Origin of the sequence: Psychrobacter sp. CCUG 69069, assembly GCF_021023115.1 — a bacterium.
Lineage (GTDB): Bacteria > Pseudomonadota > Gammaproteobacteria > Pseudomonadales > Moraxellaceae > Psychrobacter > Psychrobacter namhaensis.
This window is the reverse complement of record NZ_QQAI01000001.1, coordinates 1-23,861: the sequence shown is the minus strand read 5'-3', so window position 1 is coordinate 23,861 and position 23,861 is coordinate 1. Positions and strand designations below refer to the sequence as shown.

The window sequence follows — 23,861 nt, the reverse complement described above, 5'->3', positions numbered from 1 at the left end:
TGAGCTTGGCGAAAGTGGTGGGAGTATGTCAAATGGAATCAGCCTTAAAAGTATCAACTAAACAAATGTCTTAGATAAGGATGATTGTGAATTGTTTGCCTTACAAGGGAATGGCCGTTTTATTGCGTAACGAACCGTAGTAGGACCATAACAACAGACTGGCAGCGCTACGATGTGGTGACCAGTCTTGGGTTAGCCGCTTTAGGTGTTTGGGTGTGGGGCGCTCAGCCAAATCTAGTAAATGCATCGCTGCGACTTTAATGGCTAAGTCATCGACAGCCAGTACATCTGCTCGTTTTAATGAGAACAACAGGTACATCTCAGCCGTCCAGCGGCCAATACCAGTAACAGCGGTCAGTGTTTTTATGACGTCTTCATCGGGCATGGCAACCAATGCGCCAAAGTCTATATCATGCTCTACCAGTGAGCGGATATAACGCGTCTTTTGCTTAGAGAGCCCTTGTGCCCGTAAAGCTTCATCACTCGCTTTATTAATAGCCTGCGGAGCTGTCATATCTGCATCAATCAAACGTTGCCAAATGCTGGCTGCCGCTGCGACAGAGAGCTGTTGACCGACCATTGCTCTCATCAATTGCTCAAATCCGCCGGTATTGTGTCTCAGGCTTGGCATCCCAACTTGGTTATAGACAGCAGCAAATTTTGGCTCGATAGCGACCAATGCAGTGATGTGCTCCTCTAACTCGTGAGGGTTTTCAATGATGTGTGGGCGCATAATGGACTTGCCTTAACCGTTAAAACAGTGGGTACAAAGAGAGTAGGAAGATGCACTTTAGGGTAGTGATGGCACCAATGTACCATTCAATGATACAAAAAAGGACTGCTGATGGGCAGTCCTTTTTGTATTAGAACAGGAGTACTTACTCACCATCCACTTTTGGCTTTTTGAGCAATACCAGTACAGCACCGTTGCCACCGTCTTTTGGTGGGGCAGAACAAAACGCTAATACTTCTGGCAACTGACGTAGCCAACCATTGACGCAAGTTTTTAGAATGGCTTCACTACCTTTACCATGAACGATTTTTACCATGGTCTCGTTTTTTTGCTTTGCTTGACTCAGTAATTGCGTCATGGCCTCGCGAGCTTCTTCAATCGTACAGCCATGAATATCGACAGCATCATACCAACGCAGCTTGCCTTTTTTGAGTTGATCAAAAATTTTGTTTTGCAAAGTTGGCTGTTTGTAAGACAAGTATGCTTCACTAGCGACAGGGTTCAGTAGGGCTTGCATATCTGATAGGCCTGCCCCCAAATCGCTTGCCTCACTACCTTGAGCCGCAGCACGTTTGGACAGGGTGGCAGCATCAGGTTTGCGCGCTTTTTCTGCGTTTGAAGGGGGGCGAACGTTTTTGTCTTCAAGCTGGTTCACACCGTGCATCGCTTGCATAAACAGCACTTTATCATCATCGATATGTTCACTGTCTAACTGTTTTACCGTTTTTTTGACTTGCTTTTGGGTTGGTAGGGCAACAGGCTCTGTTGGCTTTTGATTCTCACCTTCAGGCGAGTTGGTATCACGGCCTTTGCTCAGTTGGCCTTTTAGCTCTTTGAGTTGGTCTTGCATTTCTTTTGAAAATAGAGAGTTTGACATAAAAGTTAACGTATCGTTGGTTGATGAATGAATGATTTCATAGTTAAGGTCTAGACTGTCTAGCTACTTTACCCGTCTGCTGCAACGCCCGCAAGTAAGGATTGTAACGCTTGTCCAGGGTGATCGGTTTTCATAAATTGCTCACCGATTAAAAAGTGTGGGATATTGTGATCTAACATCAAACGAATGTCATCGCTGCTATGGATACCGCTCTCGGTGACAATCAGCGGTTTAGGTGTGGTGCTATCAGCGTCAACCGCTAGTGCGTCTGTTAAGATGTTTTTTAAATCCAGTGTGGTTTGTAGGCTAACATCAAAGGTATTTAAATCACGATTATTGATGCCGTAAATGTTGTGTTCAGAACGAGGTAATTGGAGCGCGCGCTCAAGCTCAGCTTTGGTATGTACTTCGATCAGCACATCCATACCCAATTGGATACTGAGCGCATGTAGTTCTTTTACTTGCGCGTCATCTAGGCAGGCCATGATTAATAATACACAGTCTGCGCCCATGAGATAGGATTGATAAATTTGGTAGGTATCAATCATAAAGTCTTTACGCAGTATCGGCAGGCTTGCGGCATTAGATGCTTGAAGCAGATAGCGATCATCGCCTTGGAAGTAATCACGGTCAGTCAATACTGACAAACAGCAGGCCCCAGCTTGTTCGTACTGCTGTGCGAATAAGGCAGGTGCAAAATTGTGATTAATAACACCCTTAGAAGGTGACGCTTTTTTGATCTCGGCAATGATACCGATACCGTTTTTATGAGAACTGGCAGCACGTAGAGCAGCAGCAAAGCCTCGACGTGGCTTGTTATCAGCATCGACTTGCGCTTGCAAGTCTTCAAGGGATAGCGCCTCACGAGCCGCTTTCACTTCTTCTATTTTGGTGGTGACAATGCGCTGTAATACTGAGGGGATGTCTGTATTGGTTGTGGTCATACTGGTATCCAAATATCGTTAAATGTAAACAAACCGTGATGGCTAGGGCTGTGTACTAATGGTGTTTATTCCTTAATCTTTAGATGCCAGCTGCTGCGTGTAGGTGGCTAAAGTCTCAAGCTTCATTAAAGCATCCCCATTTTGGATGATTTTTTGTGCTCGGCTCACGCCATTAGGATAATTGCTGGCAAGCCCTGCGGTATATATAGCCGCGCCTGCATTTAACGCAATCATGTCACGGGCTTTTAGGACGGAGCGGTCGTTAGTTTCTAAACCCGATAGCGCCGCACGAATCAGCTCAAGACTTTGCGTCGAAGAGTCCACATCCAGACCAATAAGTGTCTGTGATTCTATACCCGCATCTTCTGGCATCATCTCATAAACGGATACTTCGCCGTCTTTTAACTCAGCGACGGTAGTAGAGGTTGCAAGGCTGATTTCATCTAGGCCATCTTTTGCGCCGACGACCATGACATGACGCGCGCCTAAATTCTTCATTACTTTAGCGATGGGTTCACAAAGTTGGGCCGTAAAGACACCAATGACTAGATTGGGGGTGCCAGCAGGGTTGGTTAGTGGACCTAAAATGTTAAAAATAGTACGGGCCTTTAATTCACGGCGCACTGGGTTGGCATAACGCATCGCACTGTGATGATTCGGCGCAAACAAAAAGCCAATCCCTTGATTTTCGATACAATCTTGCGCTTGTGCAGGCGTGAGCGCAAGACTAATACCTGCTTCTTCGAGTAAGTCTGAGCTACCAGACTTAGTCGATACACCGCGGTTACCATGCTTAGCAACTTGTGCTCCTGCAGCTGCGGCGACAAAAGCGGATGCCGTCGAGACGTTAAATAAATTAGCGCCATCGCCTCCCGTTCCAACAATATCGACCAGATTATCGCAGTTGTTTGGGGTGATGTTGGCTGCTAAGGCGCGCATGGCACTGGCAGATGCCGTGATTTCATCGATTGATTCACCTTTCATCCGCAAACCCGTCAAAATCGCTCCCATCATGGCATCACTACATCTTCCTTGCATAATGATAAGCATCACTTGATACATCTCATCAAAGGTTAAATCAATATGCTGAAAGATTCTACCTAAGGCTGTCGTCAGTACTTTATGCGTGTCCTCGTCAGACAGTTGAGCAACATTATCTGGGGTATGAGTATCCTTTACGCTGGCGGTATTCATTATTGTCTCGCTTAATATTTTTATGTATTGGTTTTAAATAAATGAGGGGTTACTTTGATTTTGTTGTTAACAACGTGTCATCTGTAAGCAGTCAACTGAAAGCAATCAACTGACTTGCGGTAACTCATCGGAGGTTAGTACGGCCAAATGATACGTTTGCAAAAAGTTATTGAGCAGCTGGTAGCCTGCTTCACTTAAAATAGACTCAGGATGGAATTGCACGCCTTCGATGGCCAATGTCTTATGCCGGATACCCATAATCTCTTCGATACTACCATCGGTGCTCTGTGTCCACGCGGTCAGCTCAAGACACTCAGGTAGACAGGTCTTGTCGATGACGAGTGAATGATAACGTGTGACTTGCGAGGGGTTTGGTAGGCCGGCAAAGGCACCTTGGTTATTATGGTAAACGGCTGATAAACGCCCGTGCATCACTTCACCAGCTTTAACCACTTGTCCGCCAAACGCTTGCCCAATGGCTTGATGTCCTAAGCAAATCCCTAGCATAGGAATGCGACCCTTAAACGTTTCGATAACTTCTAGCGATATACCAGCACGGTCAGGGTCGCATGGGCCAGGGCCAATGACAATAACGTCAGGTGCCAGTGTTTTAATCTGCTCGATAGTGGCTTGATCGTTACGCCAGACGGTGATGTCCTGTTGTAACTCACCGAAGTACTGTACAAGATTGTACGTAAAACTGTCGTAATTATCGATCATCAGAATCATTAGGTTTTCAACTTATTGACGGGCAGGTATTTTGGGAGGCTCTCTATATCTACATGCGTTTTAATGTCTCTCAACATTTGGCGTTAAGCTGTTTTAACGGGGCTGAGTGCTTTTTTAAGACGCCGTTATCTTACCACTATTTTGCTGTCTATCAAATGTGCTGTATAGGCGCCATAAATAAGGACTAAAGAAAAGTAATGTTTTTTTGTCTGATAGGTTCACGACCAGGCGTTGTAACCCAGATAAGCATTATAAATGCACCATAAAATAGCAACAATTATAAACCTTACATTTGATTATGATCTAATTTGGTGCTTTTTTTAACGTTTTTCTGCTGATAATAAAAAACGTTCAGTAAGATAGCTACTAAAAGACACGCTAAATATATATTTTATTGCGTTATAAGTGGCTGAAAAATATAAAAATTAACCCAGTTTTTGGCGCTTTAGTAAATAGCCAGCATAGAGAGTTGGCACAGCGTTTGCAATATTACAGTTAAGATTGCTTATGGCTATAGAGTGGGTCAACGCTCATTATTAGTCAGTGTCAGAAGAGTTCAGCACGATACGTCATATGTTGTTAGAATAATATCAGGATTGACTTGGCTTATGGTGATTCTGCTAAGATGCCTATGAGTCTTATGACTGATTTGTTTTAAACGAGTATATTGATTAATAACATTGACAGTGCTAATAATAAGCATAATATTGAATGCGCTATTTAGCTTCAGAAGCATATCTCATATTCTTAAACTAAAAAATTGCACCAATACCTTGAAATCGCAATAACATGATCAACACAACGGAGACTATTCATGTCGAACAAACTACTAGACCTTATCCAATCTTCTAACGCTAAGTGGGTTGACTTTCGCTTTACGGATACACGCGGTAAAGAGCAACATATCAGTTTTCCAGCGTCTACCGTTGACGAAGATGTGATGGAAGATGGCAAAATGTTTGATGGCTCATCTATCGCTGGTTGGAAGGGTATCGAAGCGTCAGATATGATCTTGCGTCCGGATCCAGAGACCGCTTTTATCGACCCGTTCTTTGACGCGGTGACAGTGGTAGTGACTTGCGATATCATCGAGCCATCAACGCTACAAGGCTATGATCGTGATCCGCGCTCTATCGCACGTCGTGCTGAAGAATACTTGAAGTCTACAGGTATCGGTGATACTGCTTACTTCGGTCCTGAGCCTGAGTTCTTTGTATTTGACGATGTTAAATGGTCAGTCGATATGTCTGGCGTTAGCCACAAAATCACGGCTGAAGAAGCAGCATGGTCGACCAATGAGAGTTACGAGTGGGGCAACATGGCGCATCGCCCACGTGTTAAAGGCGGTTATTTCCCAGTACCCCCAATCGATAGTTCACACGATATGCGTGCGGTCATGTGTGAACGTATCGAAGAAATTGTTGGTGAAGGCTCAGTTGAAGTACATCACCATGAAGTGGCTTCTTGTCAGTCTGAGATCGGTGTGGCATTCAACACCATGGTGCGTAAAGCGGATGAAGTTCAGCAACTAAAATACGTTGTGCACAATGTCGCGCATCAGTTTGGCAAAACTGCCACCTTTATGCCTAAGCCAATCGTTGGTGACAATGGCTCAGGTATGCACGTACATATGTCAATCTCAAAAGACGGCGTAAACACATTCTCTGGTGATGAGTATGCTGGTCTGTCTGAAACAGCATTGTACTTCATTGGCGGTGTGATCAAGCATGCTCGTGCGTTGAATGCGATTACCAACCCATCAACCAACAGCTACAAGCGCCTAGTGCCACATTATGAAGCACCGATCAAGCTTGCTTACTCAGCCTCTAACCGTTCAGCATCTATTCGTATTCCACATGTGAGTAGCCCAAAAGCGGTCCGTGTTGAAGCGCGCTTCCCTGATCCAACGGCGAACCCATACCTAGCGTTTGCTGCATTGTTAATGGCTGGCCTTGACGGTATCCAGAACAAAATGCATCCAGGCGAAGCTGCGGACAAAAACTTGTATGACTTGCCACCAGAAGAAGAAGCACAAATCCCAACAGTTGCAGAGAGTTTGGATGTGGCGCTACAAGCTTTACGTGATGATCATGAGTTCTTGTTAAAAGGTGATGTGTTCACGGAAGACATGTTAGAAGCGTTCATTGCGTTAAAAGAAGAAGAAGTACAACGTCTGAACGTGACTGTACATCCAGTTGAATTTGACATGTACTATAGCTGCTAATCTATCGTATAGATTCAAAATTACTCTAGTTAATTCATTCAGTTAAGAAGGACCAGTCAAGTTGAGCTTGGCTGGTTTTTTTATACCTGTTGCCAAGGCCACCACATTCATTGACAAAGTTTCTCAGAAGTCGTTACTGATTTCATGAGAAAATTATCGCATAATGGTTTTTTATAAAACCCATTAACAGTCGACACGAATCAGGTAGGCGGACTATGACTACATTATCAAAACCGAGATTTCTAAAAGGTGGCTTCACAGTAGGTTTACTAGGGGCTATGATTATTAGCGCTGCCACTCTGTGTGTGACGTTCGCAAATGCCGCACCTATCTATAAGGTTATCGATGAAAAAACGGGTCAAGTTACTTTCACTGACCGCCCGCAAAGTTATGAGCAGCAAGCTGATAAAAAAGTGAGTCAGATCGCTATTACGACTGATGCCACCAGTGATACAACCAATCAACCAAATAACAGTCATACCAACAGTCAGCCTGCTGCTATTGCCACACGGCAAACTGCTGCTGTGCCGAGCTCAAACCCTAAAACGGTAGCTCCCATCAATTATCAGCTTGCTATTACTGAGCCTAGCGAGGAACGTGCTTATCGCCGTCCAGCGCAAACCATCAATGTGAGAGTGCAAGTGACACCCGCTCTACAAGCAGGTCATAGTATCAGTATTTATTTTGATGAGAGTGAAGTGGCGCAAGGTTTAAGTGCCTCAATTGCGACTATAGATCTCTTGCCAGGGTCACATGCTATAAGAGCCGTGGTAAAAAACGAGAAGGATCAGATACTTCAACAAGTGACCCGTACTGTTTATGTGATCCAAAATAATACAACGCTACAAAATAATAAGAAAATTGCTCAGCAGCTTTTGGCTTATCAGAACTTGCCGTGGCACCAAAAAGTCTTGTTGAAATTGCGTCAAAAAGAAACTGCTACGCCTTAGCCTTAAGTGGGTTTATAAATCTAACCGTTTACTAGTCATAACTGAGTCTTCATTGAGCGTATTAAAAAAGGCAAGCACTATAATGGTGCTTGCCTTTTTTAATACGCATGGCTAACGTCACTTTAGAGATAAGCGGCTTTATTTATTCAACTCAATCGTCCCATTAGCGGTCACTGAGATAGTACTGTTGCCAGACTCAAAGTTTTGGCTTGGTACGGATTCATCTGCTACGCCTGCTTTCATATTCATGCTGCTGTACATTGGACGTGGGTAGTTGCTCCCTGTGTTTAAGTTGACACTCACCACCCGATAGCCACGAGCGTCCCACGCACGGGAGAGATTTTTAGCTTGCTGCTGAAAGGCGCGTGAAGCATCAGTCATCAGCTTTTGCTCTAGAGTGTCCTTTTTGGTATCGGAGACACCAAAGTTTAAATTGTCCATGACTAAGGTTTCTTGCAAGTCAGCAATAAGCTGGCTAGTCGCAGCAAAATCTGTACTCTTTAAATCGATATTTGCCTGTCCTGTCCAGCCAATAATTTTGTCGTTTTTATCATAACGGGGGTAAGTGCGCTGCTGTCCGGTGCTGACCGTAACGCTGGGGTAGCGCTTGGCTATTTTCATCGCATTGTTAATGGCTGTGTTGAGGGTGGTGGCTAGAGTCTTAGAGTCCGTTGCTTGTGCTTTTTTATATAAGCTCGCACGCACTTCATCGTTTTGGATTTCTTCTTTTACTTCTGCCTGAAAAGTAAGCTGATCATAGCCTGTTGGTTCTGCATGCGCGTAGCCCATCATAGTGGTTAGTAGAAGTGCAGTGCCTGTCGTTAGAGCCGCTTTATTAAGTAACGTGGTTTTCATGTGATCTCCTAAGGGAATATTAATAGTACAGATATGAATTCTATTTAGATAAAACGTAAATACAACTCATAATCATATTAGAAGCTGTTCATTTTATTTGTTAGATGACAGTGAGCGCTCAGCTTCAGTCACTAAAATAGCAAAATTTAGCTGCGCTGCTGTGAGAATTTTGTCACCTAGGTTACGGTTTGTTTTAGGCCATAAAAAACAGTTTTATAATAGGGGTTGTAATAATGAAAAATTCTTGTATAATTTGCAACTGGTGGCTCCATTGGTAGCCTCGCAACATTGTTCTATGAATCCCGCCAGGACCGGAAGGTAGCAACGGTAATAGTCACAATGTGTGCCGAGGATGTGCTTTTGGAGTCGCTTTTTTTTGTCTAAAATTTGACATCTGTCTCTATAAATAACTAAAAATGCTCGTGTATTGTATTAAGCCCTTTATTATAAAGGGCTTTTTTTTTTGCTCTGAATTTGTCTGATTCTGTACTAACGGACTCAGTTGTTTCTTCTTTGCCAACTGTGGGACGGATTGAGAGTGCGCCTCATGGTCTGTTCAATCACCTTAGATTGGCTGAACGTACGATTTTTTAATCAGTGGGGACCATTGTGTATTGTACAAACTGCTGATGATCGGCATTTTAATTGGGCAAAGAATAGGACAACGATACGAGCAGCGCTGACTAGATAATGGTGTGAAGGTAAATAGCCTAAGCAAAAAAATACAAAAATTGTGTTTCAGTCACATTATTAACCGGCATCCGTAAAACCGATCATACGGTTGATAATTATTGAGACAAACAACAGGGCAGTCTTCAAATAGATTATAATAACGGTAAAAATAGCCGCCATCCTGATAATGCCACGAATAAATCATTATTATACTTATAATGATGACCAACAGTGGCTGGGTACATTGCATACGATGGTGTTACACGATACGATAGTCAGTCAAGATGAGTATGATTGTCGGCTTTTACTGTCAGAGCACGGGCTCAGGGTGCGGCAGCTTTTTTGACTGACTTAAAACAAGCTTGATGTAGCCAATATTTGGCTGCCAAGGTGCTACCTATATGAAGGTATTGTCTAAAATAGACGTTTGTAAACCCATTTGTGATAAATAGGATAGTAGACCCGCATGAGTGATATCCAAGACCCGTTAGTTGTATTGCAACACCGTATGCAGCAGCGTCAGATTTTAGCGTTAATGGGTATTAATCAGTGGGTGCAGCCAAGCTCAGAAACCATTAATATCGCAGACATCTCTGCTCCTAATGTCGCCGATAGTATCGTTCAGCCTGTTGCTTCGAGCACAAGTCTTGAGCAGCCTCATATGGTAAAACCAAGTATTGACAATACAAACGGTAATATGTCAAATGTCACGTCTGAGGACTTTGGATCAGCTCTAGTCGATGAGGACTCTTATAGCACTTATTACCATGACGATAACGATGCTGGCTTAAGCCGCCCTCATGAACAAAGCCCTGTAATCTATAGTTTTGATACCAGTACCTCTGACACCGCTACCACCTCTCGTGTAGAGCCAGCTGTCCCACAAGCAGCCGTTGAATCAATCCATCCTCCTGAAAGAAGTCACGACACTAACAATCTTAAAATAGCGCCATTTGATTTACAAGGTGGCCGCTATGGGGACTGGGTGTTTTTTGTTGATATCCAAGCCCTTAATAATGATAGCCAAAAACTGTGGCAAAATATCACGCAGGCATTGTCCATAACCTGTGAGACAACATCGTTCCCCATCTGCGAAGGTATGGATACTGCCGAGCTTGCCAATGCCAGCCTAGCAGGCTATGTGTTTAAAATAGGGAGAAGTGAAGAGATACAAGTAGCCGCATTGACCGCGCTACCTGAGGGACTTGAGCATCCCAATATGACCACTGTGCCGACATTGGATGAGATGCTTAAGGATAGCCTTTTGAAACGACAATTTTGGGAGACGCTCTCTCATTAGCTATATATAGTTATTTTAAGCCAAGTGAAAAATTTAAGACCCAGTTTAGAATGTTTTAACGTTCAGTTTTTAAAATCCCACTAACAACGATGACCTCATCATATTTAGGATGAAAGCTATGTCTACCAACCCAGAGTCTACACCAACTTTCAATACTGCGACTCCTAATCGTTTACCTAATTTTTCTGCAGGACCTGCCACGATACCGACTGCGGTTTTATCACGTGCTCAGGCAGAGCTACTCGACTGGCAAGGCCGCGGTATGTCGGTAATGGAAGTGAGCCATCGTAGTAAAGAATACATGGAGATTACTGAAAAAGCGGAAACCAAACTACGCTCATTGATGGACATTCCAGACAATTATAAAGTGCTGTTTTTACAAGGCGGTGCCAGCTTACAGTTTTCAGCGATTCCATTAAATCTGTTAAATGGTGGTCGCGCAGACTATCTGACTACTGGCACTTGGTCAGGCAAAGCAGTCAAGGAAGCGCAGCGTTATGCCAATTTAGGCCTTGGTGAGATTAACTTGGTGGCCACGGGTAAAGACTGTAACTTTACCGATGTGCCAGCCCAAAGTGGTTGGAGCTTGAGCGATGATGCAGCGTACTTCCATTACTGCGCCAATGAGACCATTCATGGTTTGCAGATATTTGAGCCACCTCAAGTCGATGCACCGATCATCGCTGATATGTCGTCTTGTATCTTGTCTCAGCCCATCGATGTGTCTAAGTTTGGTATGATTTATGCCGGCGCGCAAAAGAATATTGGCCCGGCAGGACTGGTCATTGTTATCGTCCGTGAAGACTTATTGGGACAGGCAAGCGAGTGGTGCCCTATGCTTCTAAACTATGAACATCAGGCTGATAAGGAATCCATGTCAAACACGCCAGCGACTTACTCTTGGTATCTGGCAGGACTGGTCTTCGATTGGTTAGAAGAGCAGGGCGGCGTGGCAGCTATGGGTAAAATTAATCAGCAAAAAGCAGAGCTACTCTATAAGACTATTGATGATAGCAGTTTTTATAGTAACCCCGTAGCCCCTCAATATCGTTCTATCATGAACGTACCGTTTACTCTCGCTGATAGTAGTCTTGATAAACGCTTCTTAGAGGAGTCAGAAGCCGCGGGTTTGATGAATCTAAAAGGTCATCGTGATGTCGGTGGTATGCGTGCTAGTATTTACAATGCGGTGCCTCTTGACTGGGTACAGCAATTGGTTGGCTTTATGACAGCATTTGAAAAAAAGTACGCATAACGACCCATGTCGTTTAAACTAAAAAAGACGCAATTCTTATGAACTGTGTCTTTTTTTATTGATTCTCGTGTACCCTTTGGCGTATCGAAACGTGATATGCCTGTCTTAATATGGCAAACCATTAGGTTAAAAAACCTAAGTTTGTTATGATAAAATTTTGCGATACTGACGTTTTTAGTATTCTGCAGTCATTTACCATACCTTTTAGTCATTAGGTAAACTCTCATACATCCATTGGTTTGGCATAGGGGTTTGTATAACTTTATTATGATAAAAAATACTAGGTTACAAACCGTCTTATTTGCCACTGTCCTCAGCTGGATGCCAGTCAGTTTTGCCGCACCAATGACAACGACGGCGCTTGGTCATAACAGTCCGACTGAGTATATGGGCGCGGCTTATATGCCCTACGCCAATCCAAATGCACCAAAAGGTGGCACACTCTCATTAGATGCACGCGGTACCTTCAATAGTGCCAATAAATGGATGACCACTGGTGTGGCGATGATTGGGACTGATTATCTGTATGATACCTTGATGACTGGTTCATTAAATGAAGCGTTTACCATGTATCCGCAGTTGGCAAGCAAGGTCACCTATGATCCAGAGGACACCAGCTGGATTATTTATCATATCGACCCCAATGCGCGCTTTTGGGATGGCTCACCGGTGACGAGTCATGACGTTAAAGCGACCTATGATGCGCTATTAAGTAAAGGACCGATGTACATCCGCAGTTATTTGGGTGATATCCAAGAAGTGCAGATTATTAACAAGCAACAAGTAAAGTTTGTTTTTGCCTCTGATGACAATAAAGAGATTTTATTAACCGTCGGGCAGTTTCCGATATTTGCTAAGTCATCTATCGAAGCTGACTTTGAAAAAATTACTCTGACGCCTTTGATGGGTAGTGGGCCTTATAAGCTTGGTCGCGTCGATGCAGGTCGTTCGGTCAGCTACGTGCGTGATCCCAACTATTGGGGGCGTGATCTGATGGTCAATCGTGGTCGTTATAACTTCGATATGATTAAGTTTGTGTATTATCAAAGTGATGAGATTGCTTTTGAAGGGTTTAAATCTGGCCAGTATCGTTTTCGCCCCGAAAACAAAGCTTCTAACTGGGCAACGGGCTATAACTTTCCTGCCGTCAAAGCAGGCATGATCAAAAAAGAAACGATAAGCAGTCAAAACCCAGTACCGATGCAAGGTTTGGTTATGAATATGCGCCAGCCTATTTTTCAAGACATTCGAGTGCGCCAAGCATTAACAGCCGCTTATGACTTTGAATGGATGAATAAGACTTTGTTTCATGGTCAGTATGAACGCTTGCAAAGCTTTTTTCATGGCTCGGAGCTGGCAGCGACAGGAACGCCATCTGTGGCCGAGATGAAAGTGCTCAATCCATTATTATCCAAACTTGAACCGACGCAGCGTCAAGCAGTGTTAGCAGAATGGCAACTGCCAACCAGTGATGGTAGTGGTTTTAATCGACAAGGGTTGCTTGCAGCACGGCAGTTATTGTTAGATGCGGGATTTTATTATGATGATATGAAACTGTATCAACCGAATGGACAGCTTGCGAAAATTGAGCTGTTGATGACGGGCGAAACGATGGGACGTGTGTTGCTACCTTATATTCGTCACTTAAAGCGGTTAGGGTTCGATGCGACGCTGCGCCAAGTTGATGGACCACAATATTATGAGCGCATGCGCAATTTTGACTATGATATGGTGGTGGATGTCTTTGCCCAAAGTCTGTCACCAGGGGCAGAGCAGTTCAGCTTTTGGGGCAGCGCTGCCGCTGATCAAACGGGTAATAGAAATACCGTTGGTATCAAAAATCCGGTGATTGATAGAGTAATAGAAAAGTTAGGTGGGGCTAAGAACCGTGAAGAGATTGTGCTCTACACTCATGTGCTGGATCGCTTATTGCGCGCAGGTCACTATGTCGTGCCACTATACGGCAAATCTGGTACCAATGTCGCTTACTGGGATCAATACCGGCATACTGAAAAGTTGCCTACCAACGCCGTTGGTATTGACTATTGGTGGACAGATAAAGCAGCAGAGGCACGGGTTAATAATTACTTAAAGCAATAAGCACGTCTCATCTTTAGTGACTAATTTAGTCACTAAATTTTTAGTCATTAGTATTTGAACAAAAAGCACTCGCAATAAAAACAACGATTGGTAAGGATTTAACATGAGTATTCGTATTCACCCGATTAAAGCGTTTAATGACAATTACATTTGGACATTAATTAATGAAAGCAATAAGCAAGCGATTGTCATTGATCCGGGTCAAGCCGAGCCTGTCGCCGCCTATTTAGAAGAGCATGCGTTGGAGCTGACCTCGATTTGGACCACGCATCATCATCATGATCACGTTGGCGGCGTCGCGGGGTTACAAGAGTCTTATCCCATGACGCATTTGGTCGCCCATCCTGAGCACAATGTAGATGAAGATCAGACGATAAAGGACGGTAGTACGGTGAGTGCATGGGGCTGTGCGGCCCAAGTGTGGGACGTGTCTGGTCACACTGCTAGTCATGTGGCCTATGTACTAGATGTCGATGGTGGTAAGCATTGCTTTTGCGGCGACACCTTGTTTAGTGCGGGTTGTGGACGTGTTTTTACTGGTACGATTGAACAGTTATATGACAGCTTTAAACGCTTAAACACCCTACCAGCCGAGACGCTGCTGTATCCTGCTCACGAGTACACCGCTAGCAATCTACGTTTTGGCTTATCTATTGAGCCTGACAATGCCGCCATGCAGCACGCTTTGAGACAAGCAGAAGAAAAAACAGCGCAAGGCATACCAACCTTACCCGTGACCTTAGAGCATGAGCGCGCGGTTAATGTGTTTTTACGCACCCAAGAGCCGAGTGTGATCGCAGGCGTCAAATCCAAGATGACTATTGAAGATGATAAGTCTTTGACCGTGTTTGCCGCGCTACGTGAGCTTAAAAACAACTTTTAAACCCGTATGTTTTAATCACCGCCCCGCTTTGGGAACGCTATACTGCTCATTTTCTCTGTTGTCAAAAACATTTATTGTAGGAAGCCACCACTATGGGTCGTTATATCTTAAAAAGGTTATTGCTGATATTACCGACGCTTTTTTTGATATTGCTGGCAAATTTTGTGATTGTACAAGCAGCACCAGGTGGACCTGTGGAACAACAGCTGGCACTCATTGAGCAAGGGGCAAAAGATAACGCACTGGGTGGTAATATTGGTGCGGGTAGTGCAGGTGGCAACAGCAGTACTTATCAAGGGACGCGTGGCTTATCGGAGGAGATGGTTACTGCTATTAATGCGCAGTACGGTTTTGATAAGTCTGCGCCTGAGCGCTTTTGGCTGATGTTAAAAAATTATGCTCAGCTAGATTTCGGTGAGTCGTTTTTTAAAGGGCAATCAGTGACAGAGCTTATTGTAGAGAAGCTACCCGTCTCTATCTCACTTGGACTTTGGAGTACGCTGCTCATTTATATGATAGCCATTCCGCTTGGGGTTTATAAAGCCATGCATCATGGTTCAGGCATCGATAAAGTCACGGCCATGCTCCTCGCCATCGGTCATGCGATCCCCGTGTTTGTCTTTGCGGTCATCTTATTGGTGTTTTTTGCGGGCGGTAGCTACTGGAATATTTTTCCGCTTCAAGGGCTAACCTCTGAGAATTTTGATCAATTAAGCACCCTTGGCAAGGTTAAAGATTACTTTTGGCATCTGGCACTGCCGTTGTTGGCAAGTACGGTTGGTGGCTTTGCTGGCTTGACGTATTTGACCAAGTTTAGTTTTTTAGAGGAGCTTGGTAAGCAATATGTGCTCACCGCTCGCGCCAAAGGGTTGGGGGAGCGTCAGGTTTTATATGGGCATGTGTTTCGCAATGCGATGTTGATTATTATTGCGGGCATACCAGCTGCAATCGTTGGGATTTTCTTTGCGGGCAACTTTCTTATTGAGATTATCTTTAAATTGGATGGTTTGGGACTACTTGGTTTTGAAGCCATTCAGCAACGCGACTATCCAGTGATATTTGGCACGCTATTTATCTTTACTTTGGTGGGGCTGTTACTACAGTTAATCAGTGATTTAAGCTATCACTTAATTGATCCCCGTATTGATTTTGAGGGGCGCTAATGTCAAGTCAATCTCTAACCCCATCCGCTACATTTGTAAAAAAGAAACGTCGTTTAAATCCTATATGGCAGGCGCGCTTCACTCGATTTCGCCGCAATCGACTTGGTGTGATATCACTGTTTATTTTTGTGGTGATATTCATTATTTGTATGGCAGCCAATGTCATTGCTAATGATAAGCCGCTTTTTGTGCAGTATGAAGGTGACTATTATTTCCCCATTCTAAAAGCGTATCCTGAGACAACCTTTGGTGGTGTGTTCGAAACCGAAGCCAATTACAAAGATCCTGCAGTGCAAGCGCTAATTGATGAGCAGGGCTATTATGTGATGCCGCCCATTCCATTTGCTGATCAGACGCCCAATGTTGAGCTGGGGGTGCCATATCCAGCGGCGCCCAACAGTCAAAACTGGCTTGGCACCGATGATTTGGGCCGTGATGTGCTGGCGCGAATACTGTATGGGATGCGAGTGTCTTTATTATTTGGACTGGCCTTGACGCTCGCGGGCGCTTTGATTGGTATTATCGTCGGTGCGATACAAGGGTATTATGGTGGGTGGGTAGATTTGGCAGGACAGCGCTTCATGGAAGTGTGGGGCGGTATGCCGCAGCTGTTTATGATCATTATTTTGGTCAGCTTGTTTAGTCCTAGTATCACGACGCTTTTTGCCATGATGCTGTTATTTGGTTGGATGGGGTTGGTTGGTTTGGTGCGGGCAGAGTTTTTGCGTGCGCGTAATTTTGATTATGTACGGGCTGCTCGCAACCTTGGCGTTTCGGACAGTCAAATCATGCTAAGACACATTCTACCCAATGCGTTGGCGTCGAGTTTGTCGCAACTGCCGTTTATTTTAACCGCCAACATCATCGCCTTAACGGCGCTCGACTTTTTAGGGTACGGGTTGCCACCTGGTTCACCGTCACTGGGTGAGCTGATGGTGCAAGGGAAAAACAACCTTGATGCACCGTGGCTTGCGCTATCAGGATTTTTTAGCTTAACTTTTATTCTATCATTGCTGATCTTCGTTGGTGAAGCACTGCGTGATGCGTTTGACCCGAGGCGCTCTTAATATGATCGTAGCTACTGAACAAAAAAATAATGGTCTAAAAGAAAACCATAGCAATGCACCAAACAGGCTCATGCTGAGCGTGGATAAACTCAGTATCACTACTGTCACAGGCGTCCAATTGGTTGACGAGCTGTCGTATGAGCTAAGACAAGGGCAAACCTTGGCTATCGTTGGTGAATCAGGCTCCGGTAAATCGATTGCGAGTCTTGCACTGTTGGGTTTATTGCCAGACAGTTTGATGGTTGCAGGAAAGGTGCAGCTAGCCTGTCCCACCGAAATGACTACGCTGCCAATAGACAATGACAAGGCGCGTAACGCTGCGTTACGCTCTGTCCGAGGGTGGCGTGTCGGTATGATTTTCCAAGAGCCGATGACGGCATTAAACCCATTACATACGGTTGCCAAGCAAATCGCTGAATCACTACGTCTAAGCGGTGTGCCCAAAAAGCAGTGGCGAGACAAAAGTATCGCTTTGTTAGAAGATGTCAATATCACCGACCCTGCTGATAAACTAAAACGCTACCCTCATGAGATATCAGGGGGTCAGCGACAACGCGTGATGATTGCCATGGCATTGGCACAGCAGCCTGACATATTAATCGCTGATGAACCAACGACCGCACTTGATGTCACTTTGCAGCATGAAATACTTGAACTATTAGAGCGTCTCAAGCGCCAACACAATATGGCGATGGTGCTAATCAGTCATGATCTAAATCTGGTCAGGCGTTATAGTGATGAGGTCATCGTGATGCGTCAAGGACAGACGATCGAACAAGGCGACACTGCGTCTGTGTTTGAGTATCCCAAGGCCGAATATACGCGTACGCTTATCAAGCAAGACTTTGGGCAAGCATTAAATCTAATAGACAACAACGAAAATAAGCAAGCAAGCGTACTGAAAGTGAACCATCTTAGGGTACAGTTTCCAATCGAAAAAAGCTTGTTTGGCGGTACCAAGTGTTGGTTTGATGCGATCAAAGATGTGGATATGATGCTACAAAAAGGGCAGGCCCTAGGTGTCGTTGGGGAGTCAGGTTCTGGAAAAACCACGATTGCCCTTACGCTCAGTCAATTACTTAGCACTCAGGCGCGTGTGAGTGGTCAGATACTAGTCAATGATCAAGATATCTCGGCATTATCTAAAAAAGCCTTACGGCAGTTTCGTTCGCAGATACAAATGGTCTTTCAAGACCCATTTGCCAGTATTAACCCGCGTATGACTGTGTTGCAAATCGTTGAAGAAGGACTGCTAGTACAAGGTGTCGACAAAGTGACTCGTCAGCAAGCGGTGATGGATAGTTTGGCCACGGTGCATCTGCCAGCTGAGTTTGCGCAGCGTTATCCCCACGAGCTATCAGGTGGGCAGCGTCAGCGCGTGGCATTGGCGCGTGCCCTCATTATGAAGCCCAGTCTGTTGATATTGGATGAACCCACTTCGGCGCTTGACAGTACCACGCAGGTGACTGTGGTCAGTCTATTACGTGAAATTCAAGAAAAGCAGCGTATCAGCTATGTGTTTATCAGTCATGATTTAAAGGTAGTACGCGCCTTGTGTCAGCATGTTGTGGTGCTCAAAGACGGTATGTGTGTGGAGTCTGGACGTACCGAAGATATTTTCAATAAACCCCAACATCCGTATGCTAAGCAGTTACTGCAGGCGAGTATCAGTTAGTTCACACAAATAAAACACTGTCTACAATGGGGCTCTTTTATGATGAACTGACGATACCTATATCTTTATACGCTGTAAGCAAGCAACACATAGCAGTTCACAATAATAGCGGCATACTAAAAATGGCAGTGGTACAATAAGTTTGGACAGTCGTTGACTTAATGTAGACGCTCACGCTATTTATGTATTATCTATGATAACAGCGGCCAACATGGTTGTTTCGCATGATCGTCATTGCTATTGTTAACATTATTAAAAAGGATTTTGTGCCCATGAAAAAACAAAACAGTATGACCAAATTAGTCAGTACCAATGGTTTACAGTATGCAGGTTATGTGGCGGTTGCCAAAACGCGCGCCAAGGTATTAAAAGTATTTTCTTACGTCATACCCGTTAGACGACCAATGTTGTTTGTCGGTGAGACTTCTTGTGATGAGCTATGTGATATGCTCATCAATGAAGGTAGTACCAATGTCTTTATCGTCACTGATTCGGTGCTAAATAAGCTTAGCATACCCGCTAAAGTCATCGATTATTTAAAGGCAAAAAATATCAGCTATAAAGTCTATGACGGTATTACGCCAGATCCTACGTTTAAGGTGATTGAAGAAGGACTGCGCCAATCAGTTGCGGCTAAGTGCGATTCGATACTTGCCATTGGCGGCGGCTCAGTGATTGATGCGGCTAAGATGATTGCGATGGCGCAAGGTAATAATTGCCAACCCAAAAAACTCATCGGCATTCTGAAGGCAAGAAAGCCTTCCGTGCCGCTCTATTGTATCCCTACCACTGCTGGTACTGGCTCAGAAGCGACGCTTGGGGCAGTTGTGTCAGACGATACAACCCATCAAAAAGCACTGTCAATCGACCCAAGAATGGTGCCATTGGCAGCGGCTATTGACCCTACGATTATGAAGGGCATGCCAGCACATATCACAGCGGACACTGGTATTGATGTGTTGACGCATGCGCTTGAAGCATGGATGAGTGTCAATGCCAGCGTCGAAACCGATTACTATGCGGCTTCAGCTGTTAAATCAGTGATGCATTACTTGCCAGTGGTTTATAAAGAGGGCGGGAATCTAAAAGCAAGAGAGGAGATGGGTATAGCAGCGCATTATGGCGGTATCGCCTTTAACAAAGCGGGTCTTGGTTATGTGCACGCCATTGCACACCAATTAGGAGCGTATTATAGTATTCCTCATGGTCGTGCCAATGCTATCGTGTTACCTTATGTACTTGAAGTGAACCGTGAGGCCAGCAAAAAAAGATTGGCTGAATTGGCCAAAAAAACCGGTATGATAAAGGATGGTCAAGCCATTGGTAATGATCGTGATATTGCAGACCATCTTATTACTCAAGTACGTGACCTGATTAATACCCTAAACATTGATCCAACCGTTAAGGGTATGCAGGCCAGTGATTTTGATCATATTGCCAAAGCAGCTGCTAAAGAAGTCAGTGATACTTATGCAGTCCCCACTTATTTATCAGCGTCTGAGATAAAAAATATCCTAACGAAAATTAAGCAGGTAAGTGACGAGCGTGTGGATACTGATACTGATACTGATATTAAAGGTAATAAAGTGGCTTAAAAACATAGGGTTGCTAAAGAACGTAGTGTCGCTAAGATGGTACATCTGTTAAACCGTAGTACCAATAAAGAGTGCTAGTAATCATTCATACATAAGGCACTTAAAGGCGGTAAAACAAAAAAGGACACTGCATAAGTGTCCTTTTTGATAGGTACTGATTTAATGCGTGCTAACCCAGTAATTTAAAACGCTGGTTGACGTCTAGGAATCGCACTCAAAAACTCCATGCGTGCCTGATTGTCATGAACAAACTCGCCCAGCATCGAGGTGGTACGAGTGGTGGTGTGCTGTTTGCTCACACCGCGCATCATCATACACATGTGTGATGCATCCATAACGATAGCGACACCGCGACAGCCAGTCACATCCATAATAGTTTGTGCTATCTGATCGCTCAGGTTTTCTTGCACTTGCAAACGGCGGGCGAACATGTCGACAATACGGGCAAATTTTGATAAGCCCAGTACTTGACCGTTGGGTAAGTAGCCCACATGTGCAATACCATGAAACGGCAACATATGATGCTCGCACAATGAATAAAACTCGATGTTTTGTACCAATACTAGCTCGCGATTGTTCGAGGGGAATAGGGCGTCATTGACGACTTCATCTAAGCTTTGATGATAGCCTTGGGTCAAATGAGCAAACGCTTTTGCGGCCCGCATCGGGGTCTCTTCAAGACCAGGACGTTCCAAGTCTTCGCCCGTTGAGAGAATCAGTTGACGATAAGACTCAACGCTTTCTTGGTAATCTGATGTTATGGTTGGGGTGATACTCATAAGTTTGGCAGCCATCCAAAATGTGGGTGTAGCTTAACGCTAAATCCTATTATGTAAAGGATTTTTATAAAAATTGTGCAAGCTGGGAGGGCTGTGATTATACTTGAAATCTGCTTAACTTCATACTGCTGTGGTGAGCAGTTGTACGTTTAATCCATATTCAGCCCCAGAAAAAGTGAATACAGTTTACGACTGTTTACTTAAATCAATTCGTGTATAATATCTTCTTTCATTTGTATTTGGTCACTACACGTTATTTCTCACATCTGACTATTCTAAATAACTTTATCTTCTAAATAATTTCGTTCGATTCAAAAGGAAATACTATGCTACTACAAGGACAACGTTTTGTCGTAACTGGCATCGCAAGCAAACTTTCTATCGCTTGGGCAATTGCTGAAGCGCTACACCGTGAGGGTGCATCATTGATCCTGACTTATCCAAACGATAAAATCAAAAAACGCGTGGATATGGCAGCAGAAGCCTTTGAGGCGGATTTGGTACTCGAATGTGATGTGGCATCTGATGAGTCTATTGCTGCCTGCTTTAAGCAAGTCACGGCTCACTGGGGTGATGGTATTGATGGTGTGGTACATGCGATTGGCTTTGCACCCATGGATCAGCTGGACGGCGATTTTGTCAGCGCCACGACTCGTGAAGGCAGTCACATTGCCCATGATATCTCAAGCTATAGCTTTGTGGCTTTGGCTAAAGAAGCTCGTGAGTTGCTGGCCATGCGTCATGGCTCGATGTTGACATTGACTTATGAAGGTAGTATCTCAGTATTGCCAAACTATAATGTGATGGGTATGGCCAAAGCCAGTCTTGAGGCCAGTGTACGCTATCTTGCCACCTCTATGGGCGGTGAAGGCATTCGTGTTAATGCGATCTCAGCAGGTCCTATCCGTACGCTAGCTGCCAGTGGTATCAAATCGTTCCGTAAGATGCTCGATATCAGTGAAAAAATTGCGCCGTTACAACGTAATATTACCCAAACAGAAGTAGGTAATGCAGCGTTGTTTTTACTGTCGCCATGGGCTTCAGGTATTACTGGTGAGATTATGTTTGTAGATGCAGGCTTTAATACGGTCGCTATCAGTGAGCAGTTAATGACGCTTGATGAGCCTAAATAACGGTTTGTTATTAGCATTTATAGGGTTTGATATAAGAGAGAGGCAGCCAATTGGCTGCCTTTTTTGGTTATACTAGGGGCAATTTTGAGACCAGCCTTTAGGCGTTATATACATATGATAACTAAGTTACCAAGGTGGATATTGTGGGGCGGTGCGGTACTGGCATTTAGTGCAGGCTGCGTTAATACAGCAGCATTAATGGGTTTTGCGAATTTATCGGTCTCGCATGTTACGGGTAATGTGAGCTTATTTGCAGCGGCCATTGCCTATTTGGATGCTCGTAGTATTTTATATATCGGTACGCTACTGTTGTCCTTTTTAGCAGGGGCAATATTGAGTGGCTTTATCATTGGACAAGACGCATTGAAATTGGGCAAACGCTATGGACAGGCGCTGTATATTGAAGCGGCATTACTATTGGTGAGTTATTGGCTGTACCAGCAGCATGATTTTTTGGGACAGCTGGCAGCAGCGATGGCATGTGGCTTACAAAATGCCATGGTAGCGACTTATAGTGGTGCAGTTATTCGTACCACTCATTTGACAGGGCTAACATCCGATATGGGGGCTGCAATCGGTAACTGGCTGGCTGGTCGCGCGATTAGTAAGCCGACATTGGGTTTTCAAGCGGTTATTTGGTATTGCTTTTGCGGGGGTAGTGCAGTCGGGGCGTACTTGTTTGCCAAAGTTGGCTATGAGGCTCTATTTGTACCGATTACGATCGTTTTAACAGCGGCATTTATATATAACTATGCCTCAGATCGCTTGCCAGAAAAAAGAGAGCCAAAACGCGAGAGACACTCATCATAAGATAAGTGCCTCTCGTTGTATACGTTTTATCTTACAGTCGCACAATGGGTATTTGGGTGCCAAAGCACTAAATTACTTTTCGTCTTCTTCTTTATGATCTTCATGTTCGTGCATGCCCTGCATCATATCAAGTGCTGAGTCATCGGTGCGCTGTTGATCTTCTTTGGCCAGACCATCTTGGTTGATATCTTTTCGCGCCATTTTGGTGGTCGAGTCGGTTTTATTTGTGTCTGTCATAAAGTGCTCCTATACGTTTTATGAATGTTTCAGCTCTAACAAAATTATGGTTTCAATCTATTATTATTAACTATTTATTGGTGTTTTAGTGGAATTGCAACAGTTTAGTATGAGATATGGCCTCTGTGTTGTACATATAGGATATGGGCTTATTTAGTGACGTTGTGTAACAAAATACCCTGTGGCGACTGAGTAAGAAACGGGGCTAGAACTTATGATTAGATAGAAATGTAATGCACATCAGTGTCTAAATTTACAGCCTAATTCGAAGTAGGGGCTGATATAAAGCAAACCCATGCTTCATCAAAGGATTTTTTTGTTGTATATCTGCTATGATGGCGACGTATTTTTTTGGGGTACGAGAAACAGAAGGTTGACGAGTAGTACACGTCTTTATATATGGGATTTCCCCACTGTCTTTGAGGAACTAAGGACATTTTATGTCAGAGCAAAAACTAGATAGCCATCTTCCTAAAGATGGCAATGAGTATTTATTTACAGATACCTTTCCAAAGGGTACGGGCAAAGGGTTGATCGTTGTCGTTATTGCAGCGCTTGTTATAGTCAGTTTAAAATAAAACTGTTATGCCTTGGACAAATATCATAAAACAATTTGGATAAATCATTCTCCATCCAGCCTTGGCGTAGAAACTTCACCTGAGCCCATTTTTTCTCGATAGGGTTTA

21 protein-coding genes and 1 other RNA gene are annotated in these 23,861 nt (G+C 44.2%); 14 read left to right on the top strand and 8 right to left on the bottom strand.

The annotated features are described in order from the left end of the window. Window positions 1-100 precede the first annotated feature (100 nt). The 5 genes from DVY93_RS00110 to DVY93_RS00090 form a co-directional block, all read right to left on the bottom strand. The gene (locus DVY93_RS00110) at window positions 101-733 is read right to left on the bottom strand and encodes a DNA-3-methyladenine glycosylase family protein (protein ID WP_198333694.1); all 633 of its coding nucleotides are present in this window, start codon (window positions 731-733) and stop codon (window positions 101-103) included. A gap of 145 nt (window positions 734-878) precedes the next feature. Then, window positions 879-1,610 (bottom strand): Smr/MutS family protein, encoded by a 732-nt coding sequence (locus DVY93_RS00105; protein ID WP_198333693.1) that lies wholly within the window; start codon window positions 1,608-1,610, stop codon window positions 879-881. A 68-nt stretch (window positions 1,611-1,678) separates the two neighbouring features. After that, complete coding sequence (trpC, locus tag DVY93_RS00100) at window positions 1,679-2,554, bottom strand: indole-3-glycerol phosphate synthase TrpC (protein ID WP_230708324.1); 876 nt, start codon at window positions 2,552-2,554, stop codon at window positions 1,679-1,681. Between the two features lie 72 nt (window positions 2,555-2,626). Further along, window positions 2,627-3,748 carry an anthranilate phosphoribosyltransferase gene (gene trpD / locus DVY93_RS00095; protein WP_230708323.1) on the bottom strand — a complete coding sequence of 374 codons (1,122 nt, stop codon included), beginning with the start codon at window positions 3,746-3,748 and terminating at the stop codon, window positions 2,627-2,629. Window positions 3,749-3,853: 105 nt separating this feature from the next. Beyond that, window positions 3,854-4,477: an aminodeoxychorismate/anthranilate synthase component II gene (locus tag DVY93_RS00090; RefSeq protein WP_230708322.1), complete on the bottom strand. Its 624-nt coding sequence runs from the start codon at window positions 4,475-4,477 to the stop codon at window positions 3,854-3,856. An 814-nt stretch (window positions 4,478-5,291) separates the two neighbouring features. On the opposite strand from DVY93_RS00090, the gene glnA reads away from it, so the two are divergent. Continuing rightward, window positions 5,292-6,701, top strand: a complete 1,410-nt coding sequence (glnA, locus tag DVY93_RS00085; RefSeq protein ID WP_193006882.1) for a type I glutamate--ammonia ligase — start codon at window positions 5,292-5,294, stop codon at window positions 6,699-6,701. A 215-nt stretch (window positions 6,702-6,916) separates the two neighbouring features. Further along, complete coding sequence (locus DVY93_RS00080) at window positions 6,917-7,651, top strand: DUF4124 domain-containing protein (RefSeq protein WP_230708321.1); 735 nt, start codon at window positions 6,917-6,919, stop codon at window positions 7,649-7,651. A gap of 138 nt (window positions 7,652-7,789) precedes the next feature. On the opposite strand, the gene DVY93_RS00075 is transcribed toward DVY93_RS00080, so the two are convergent. Beyond that, window positions 7,790-8,506, bottom strand: a complete 717-nt coding sequence (locus DVY93_RS00075) for an SIMPL domain-containing protein (protein ID WP_230708320.1) — start codon at window positions 8,504-8,506, stop codon at window positions 7,790-7,792. Between the two features lie 269 nt (window positions 8,507-8,775). Between DVY93_RS00075 and ffs the strand changes: the two genes are divergently transcribed. From ffs to DVY93_RS00030, 9 genes are all read left to right on the top strand, one after another. Further along, an RNA gene (ffs, locus tag DVY93_RS00070) (signal recognition particle sRNA small type) lies at window positions 8,776-8,872 on the top strand. Window positions 8,873-9,644: 772 nt separating this feature from the next. Next, window positions 9,645-10,478: a hypothetical protein gene (locus tag DVY93_RS00065; protein WP_230708319.1), complete on the top strand. Its 834-nt coding sequence runs from the start codon at window positions 9,645-9,647 to the stop codon at window positions 10,476-10,478. Between the two features lie 118 nt (window positions 10,479-10,596). Further along, entirely contained in the window at window positions 10,597-11,733 is a 1,137-nt protein-coding gene (gene serC / locus DVY93_RS00060) for a 3-phosphoserine/phosphohydroxythreonine transaminase (protein WP_230708318.1), read from the top strand. Window positions 11,734-12,000: 267 nt separating this feature from the next. Then, the gene (locus DVY93_RS00055) at window positions 12,001-13,833 is read left to right on the top strand and encodes an extracellular solute-binding protein (RefSeq protein WP_230708317.1); all 1,833 of its coding nucleotides are present in this window, start codon (window positions 12,001-12,003) and stop codon (window positions 13,831-13,833) included. A 103-nt stretch (window positions 13,834-13,936) separates the two neighbouring features. Beyond that, window positions 13,937-14,716: a hydroxyacylglutathione hydrolase gene (gene gloB / locus DVY93_RS00050; RefSeq protein ID WP_230708316.1), complete on the top strand. Its 780-nt coding sequence runs from the start codon at window positions 13,937-13,939 to the stop codon at window positions 14,714-14,716. A 92-nt stretch (window positions 14,717-14,808) separates the two neighbouring features. Further along, a complete protein-coding gene (gene yejB / locus DVY93_RS00045) occupies window positions 14,809-15,879 on the top strand; it encodes a microcin C ABC transporter permease YejB (protein ID WP_193006875.1) in 1,071 nt (356 codons plus the stop codon). After that, the gene (locus DVY93_RS00040) at window positions 15,879-16,946 is read left to right on the top strand and encodes an ABC transporter permease (RefSeq protein WP_193006874.1); all 1,068 of its coding nucleotides are present in this window, start codon (window positions 15,879-15,881) and stop codon (window positions 16,944-16,946) included. Before yejB ends, DVY93_RS00040 begins: the two co-directional genes overlap by 1 nt. 1 nt (window position 16,947) lies before the next feature. Next, on the top strand, window positions 16,948-18,621 hold the full coding sequence (locus tag DVY93_RS00035; RefSeq protein WP_230708315.1) for an ABC transporter ATP-binding protein: 1,674 nt from the start codon (window positions 16,948-16,950) through the stop codon (window positions 18,619-18,621). A 272-nt stretch (window positions 18,622-18,893) separates the two neighbouring features. Then, window positions 18,894-20,216, top strand: coding sequence for an iron-containing alcohol dehydrogenase (locus tag DVY93_RS00030; protein ID WP_230708314.1), 1,323 nt, complete (start codon window positions 18,894-18,896; stop codon window positions 20,214-20,216). Between the two features lie 182 nt (window positions 20,217-20,398). Here DVY93_RS00030 and folE read toward each other — a convergent pair whose 3' ends face one another. Next, the gene (folE, locus tag DVY93_RS00025; RefSeq protein ID WP_193004784.1) at window positions 20,399-20,995 is read right to left on the bottom strand and encodes a GTP cyclohydrolase I FolE; all 597 of its coding nucleotides are present in this window, start codon (window positions 20,993-20,995) and stop codon (window positions 20,399-20,401) included. A gap of 326 nt (window positions 20,996-21,321) precedes the next feature. On the opposite strand from folE, the gene DVY93_RS00020 reads away from it, so the two are divergent. After that, a complete protein-coding gene (locus DVY93_RS00020; RefSeq protein ID WP_193004785.1) occupies window positions 21,322-22,128 on the top strand; it encodes an enoyl-ACP reductase FabI in 807 nt (268 codons plus the stop codon). 114 nt (window positions 22,129-22,242) lie between these two features. After that, on the top strand, window positions 22,243-22,938 hold the full coding sequence (locus DVY93_RS00015; RefSeq protein WP_230708313.1) for a YoaK family protein: 696 nt from the start codon (window positions 22,243-22,245) through the stop codon (window positions 22,936-22,938). Window positions 22,939-23,010: 72 nt separating this feature from the next. Here the strand turns inward: DVY93_RS00015 and DVY93_RS00010 are convergent, their stop codons facing one another. Beyond that, entirely contained in the window at window positions 23,011-23,175 is a 165-nt protein-coding gene (locus DVY93_RS00010; RefSeq protein WP_193004787.1) for a hypothetical protein, read from the bottom strand. 440 nt (window positions 23,176-23,615) lie between these two features. Here DVY93_RS00010 and DVY93_RS00005 point away from each other — a divergent pair, with 440 nt between their 5' ends. Further along, window positions 23,616-23,753 (top strand): hypothetical protein, encoded by a 138-nt coding sequence (locus DVY93_RS00005; RefSeq protein ID WP_230708312.1) that lies wholly within the window; start codon window positions 23,616-23,618, stop codon window positions 23,751-23,753. Window positions 23,754-23,861: the final 108 nt, after the last annotated feature.

Bases quoted from the DNA above. Each gene is read 5' to 3' on its own strand.
- DVY93_RS00110 (WP_198333694.1), bottom strand. From the start codon at position 733: ATGCGCCCACACATCATTGAAAACCCTCACGAGTTAGAGGAGCACATC.
- DVY93_RS00105 (WP_198333693.1), bottom strand. From the start codon at position 1,610: ATGTCAAACTCTCTATTTTCAAAAGAAATGCAAGACCAACTCAAAGAG.
- trpC (WP_230708324.1), bottom strand. From the start codon at position 2,554: ATGACCACAACCAATACAGACATCCCCTCAGTATTACAGCGCATTGTC.
- trpD (WP_230708323.1), bottom strand. From the start codon at position 3,748: ATGAATACCGCCAGCGTAAAGGATACTCATACCCCAGATAATGTTGCT.
- DVY93_RS00090 (WP_230708322.1), bottom strand. From the start codon at position 4,477: ATGATTCTGATGATCGATAATTACGACAGTTTTACGTACAATCTTGTA.
- glnA (WP_193006882.1), top strand. From the start codon at position 5,292: ATGTCGAACAAACTACTAGACCTTATCCAATCTTCTAACGCTAAGTGG.
- DVY93_RS00080 (WP_230708321.1), top strand. From the start codon at position 6,917: ATGACTACATTATCAAAACCGAGATTTCTAAAAGGTGGCTTCACAGTA.
- DVY93_RS00075 (WP_230708320.1), bottom strand. From the start codon at position 8,506: ATGAAAACCACGTTACTTAATAAAGCGGCTCTAACGACAGGCACTGCA.
- DVY93_RS00065 (WP_230708319.1), top strand. From the start codon at position 9,645: ATGAGTGATATCCAAGACCCGTTAGTTGTATTGCAACACCGTATGCAG.
- serC (WP_230708318.1), top strand. From the start codon at position 10,597: ATGTCTACCAACCCAGAGTCTACACCAACTTTCAATACTGCGACTCCT.
- DVY93_RS00055 (WP_230708317.1), top strand. From the start codon at position 12,001: ATGATAAAAAATACTAGGTTACAAACCGTCTTATTTGCCACTGTCCTC.
- gloB (WP_230708316.1), top strand. From the start codon at position 13,937: ATGAGTATTCGTATTCACCCGATTAAAGCGTTTAATGACAATTACATT.
- yejB (WP_193006875.1), top strand. From the start codon at position 14,809: ATGGGTCGTTATATCTTAAAAAGGTTATTGCTGATATTACCGACGCTT.
- DVY93_RS00040 (WP_193006874.1), top strand. From the start codon at position 15,879: ATGTCAAGTCAATCTCTAACCCCATCCGCTACATTTGTAAAAAAGAAA.
- DVY93_RS00035 (WP_230708315.1), top strand. From the start codon at position 16,948: ATGATCGTAGCTACTGAACAAAAAAATAATGGTCTAAAAGAAAACCAT.
- DVY93_RS00030 (WP_230708314.1), top strand. From the start codon at position 18,894: ATGAAAAAACAAAACAGTATGACCAAATTAGTCAGTACCAATGGTTTA.
- folE (WP_193004784.1), bottom strand. From the start codon at position 20,995: ATGAGTATCACCCCAACCATAACATCAGATTACCAAGAAAGCGTTGAG.
- DVY93_RS00020 (WP_193004785.1), top strand. From the start codon at position 21,322: ATGCTACTACAAGGACAACGTTTTGTCGTAACTGGCATCGCAAGCAAA.
- DVY93_RS00015 (WP_230708313.1), top strand. From the start codon at position 22,243: ATGATAACTAAGTTACCAAGGTGGATATTGTGGGGCGGTGCGGTACTG.
- DVY93_RS00010 (WP_193004787.1), bottom strand. From the start codon at position 23,175: ATGACAGACACAAATAAAACCGACTCGACCACCAAAATGGCGCGAAAA.
- DVY93_RS00005 (WP_230708312.1), top strand. From the start codon at position 23,616: ATGTCAGAGCAAAAACTAGATAGCCATCTTCCTAAAGATGGCAATGAG.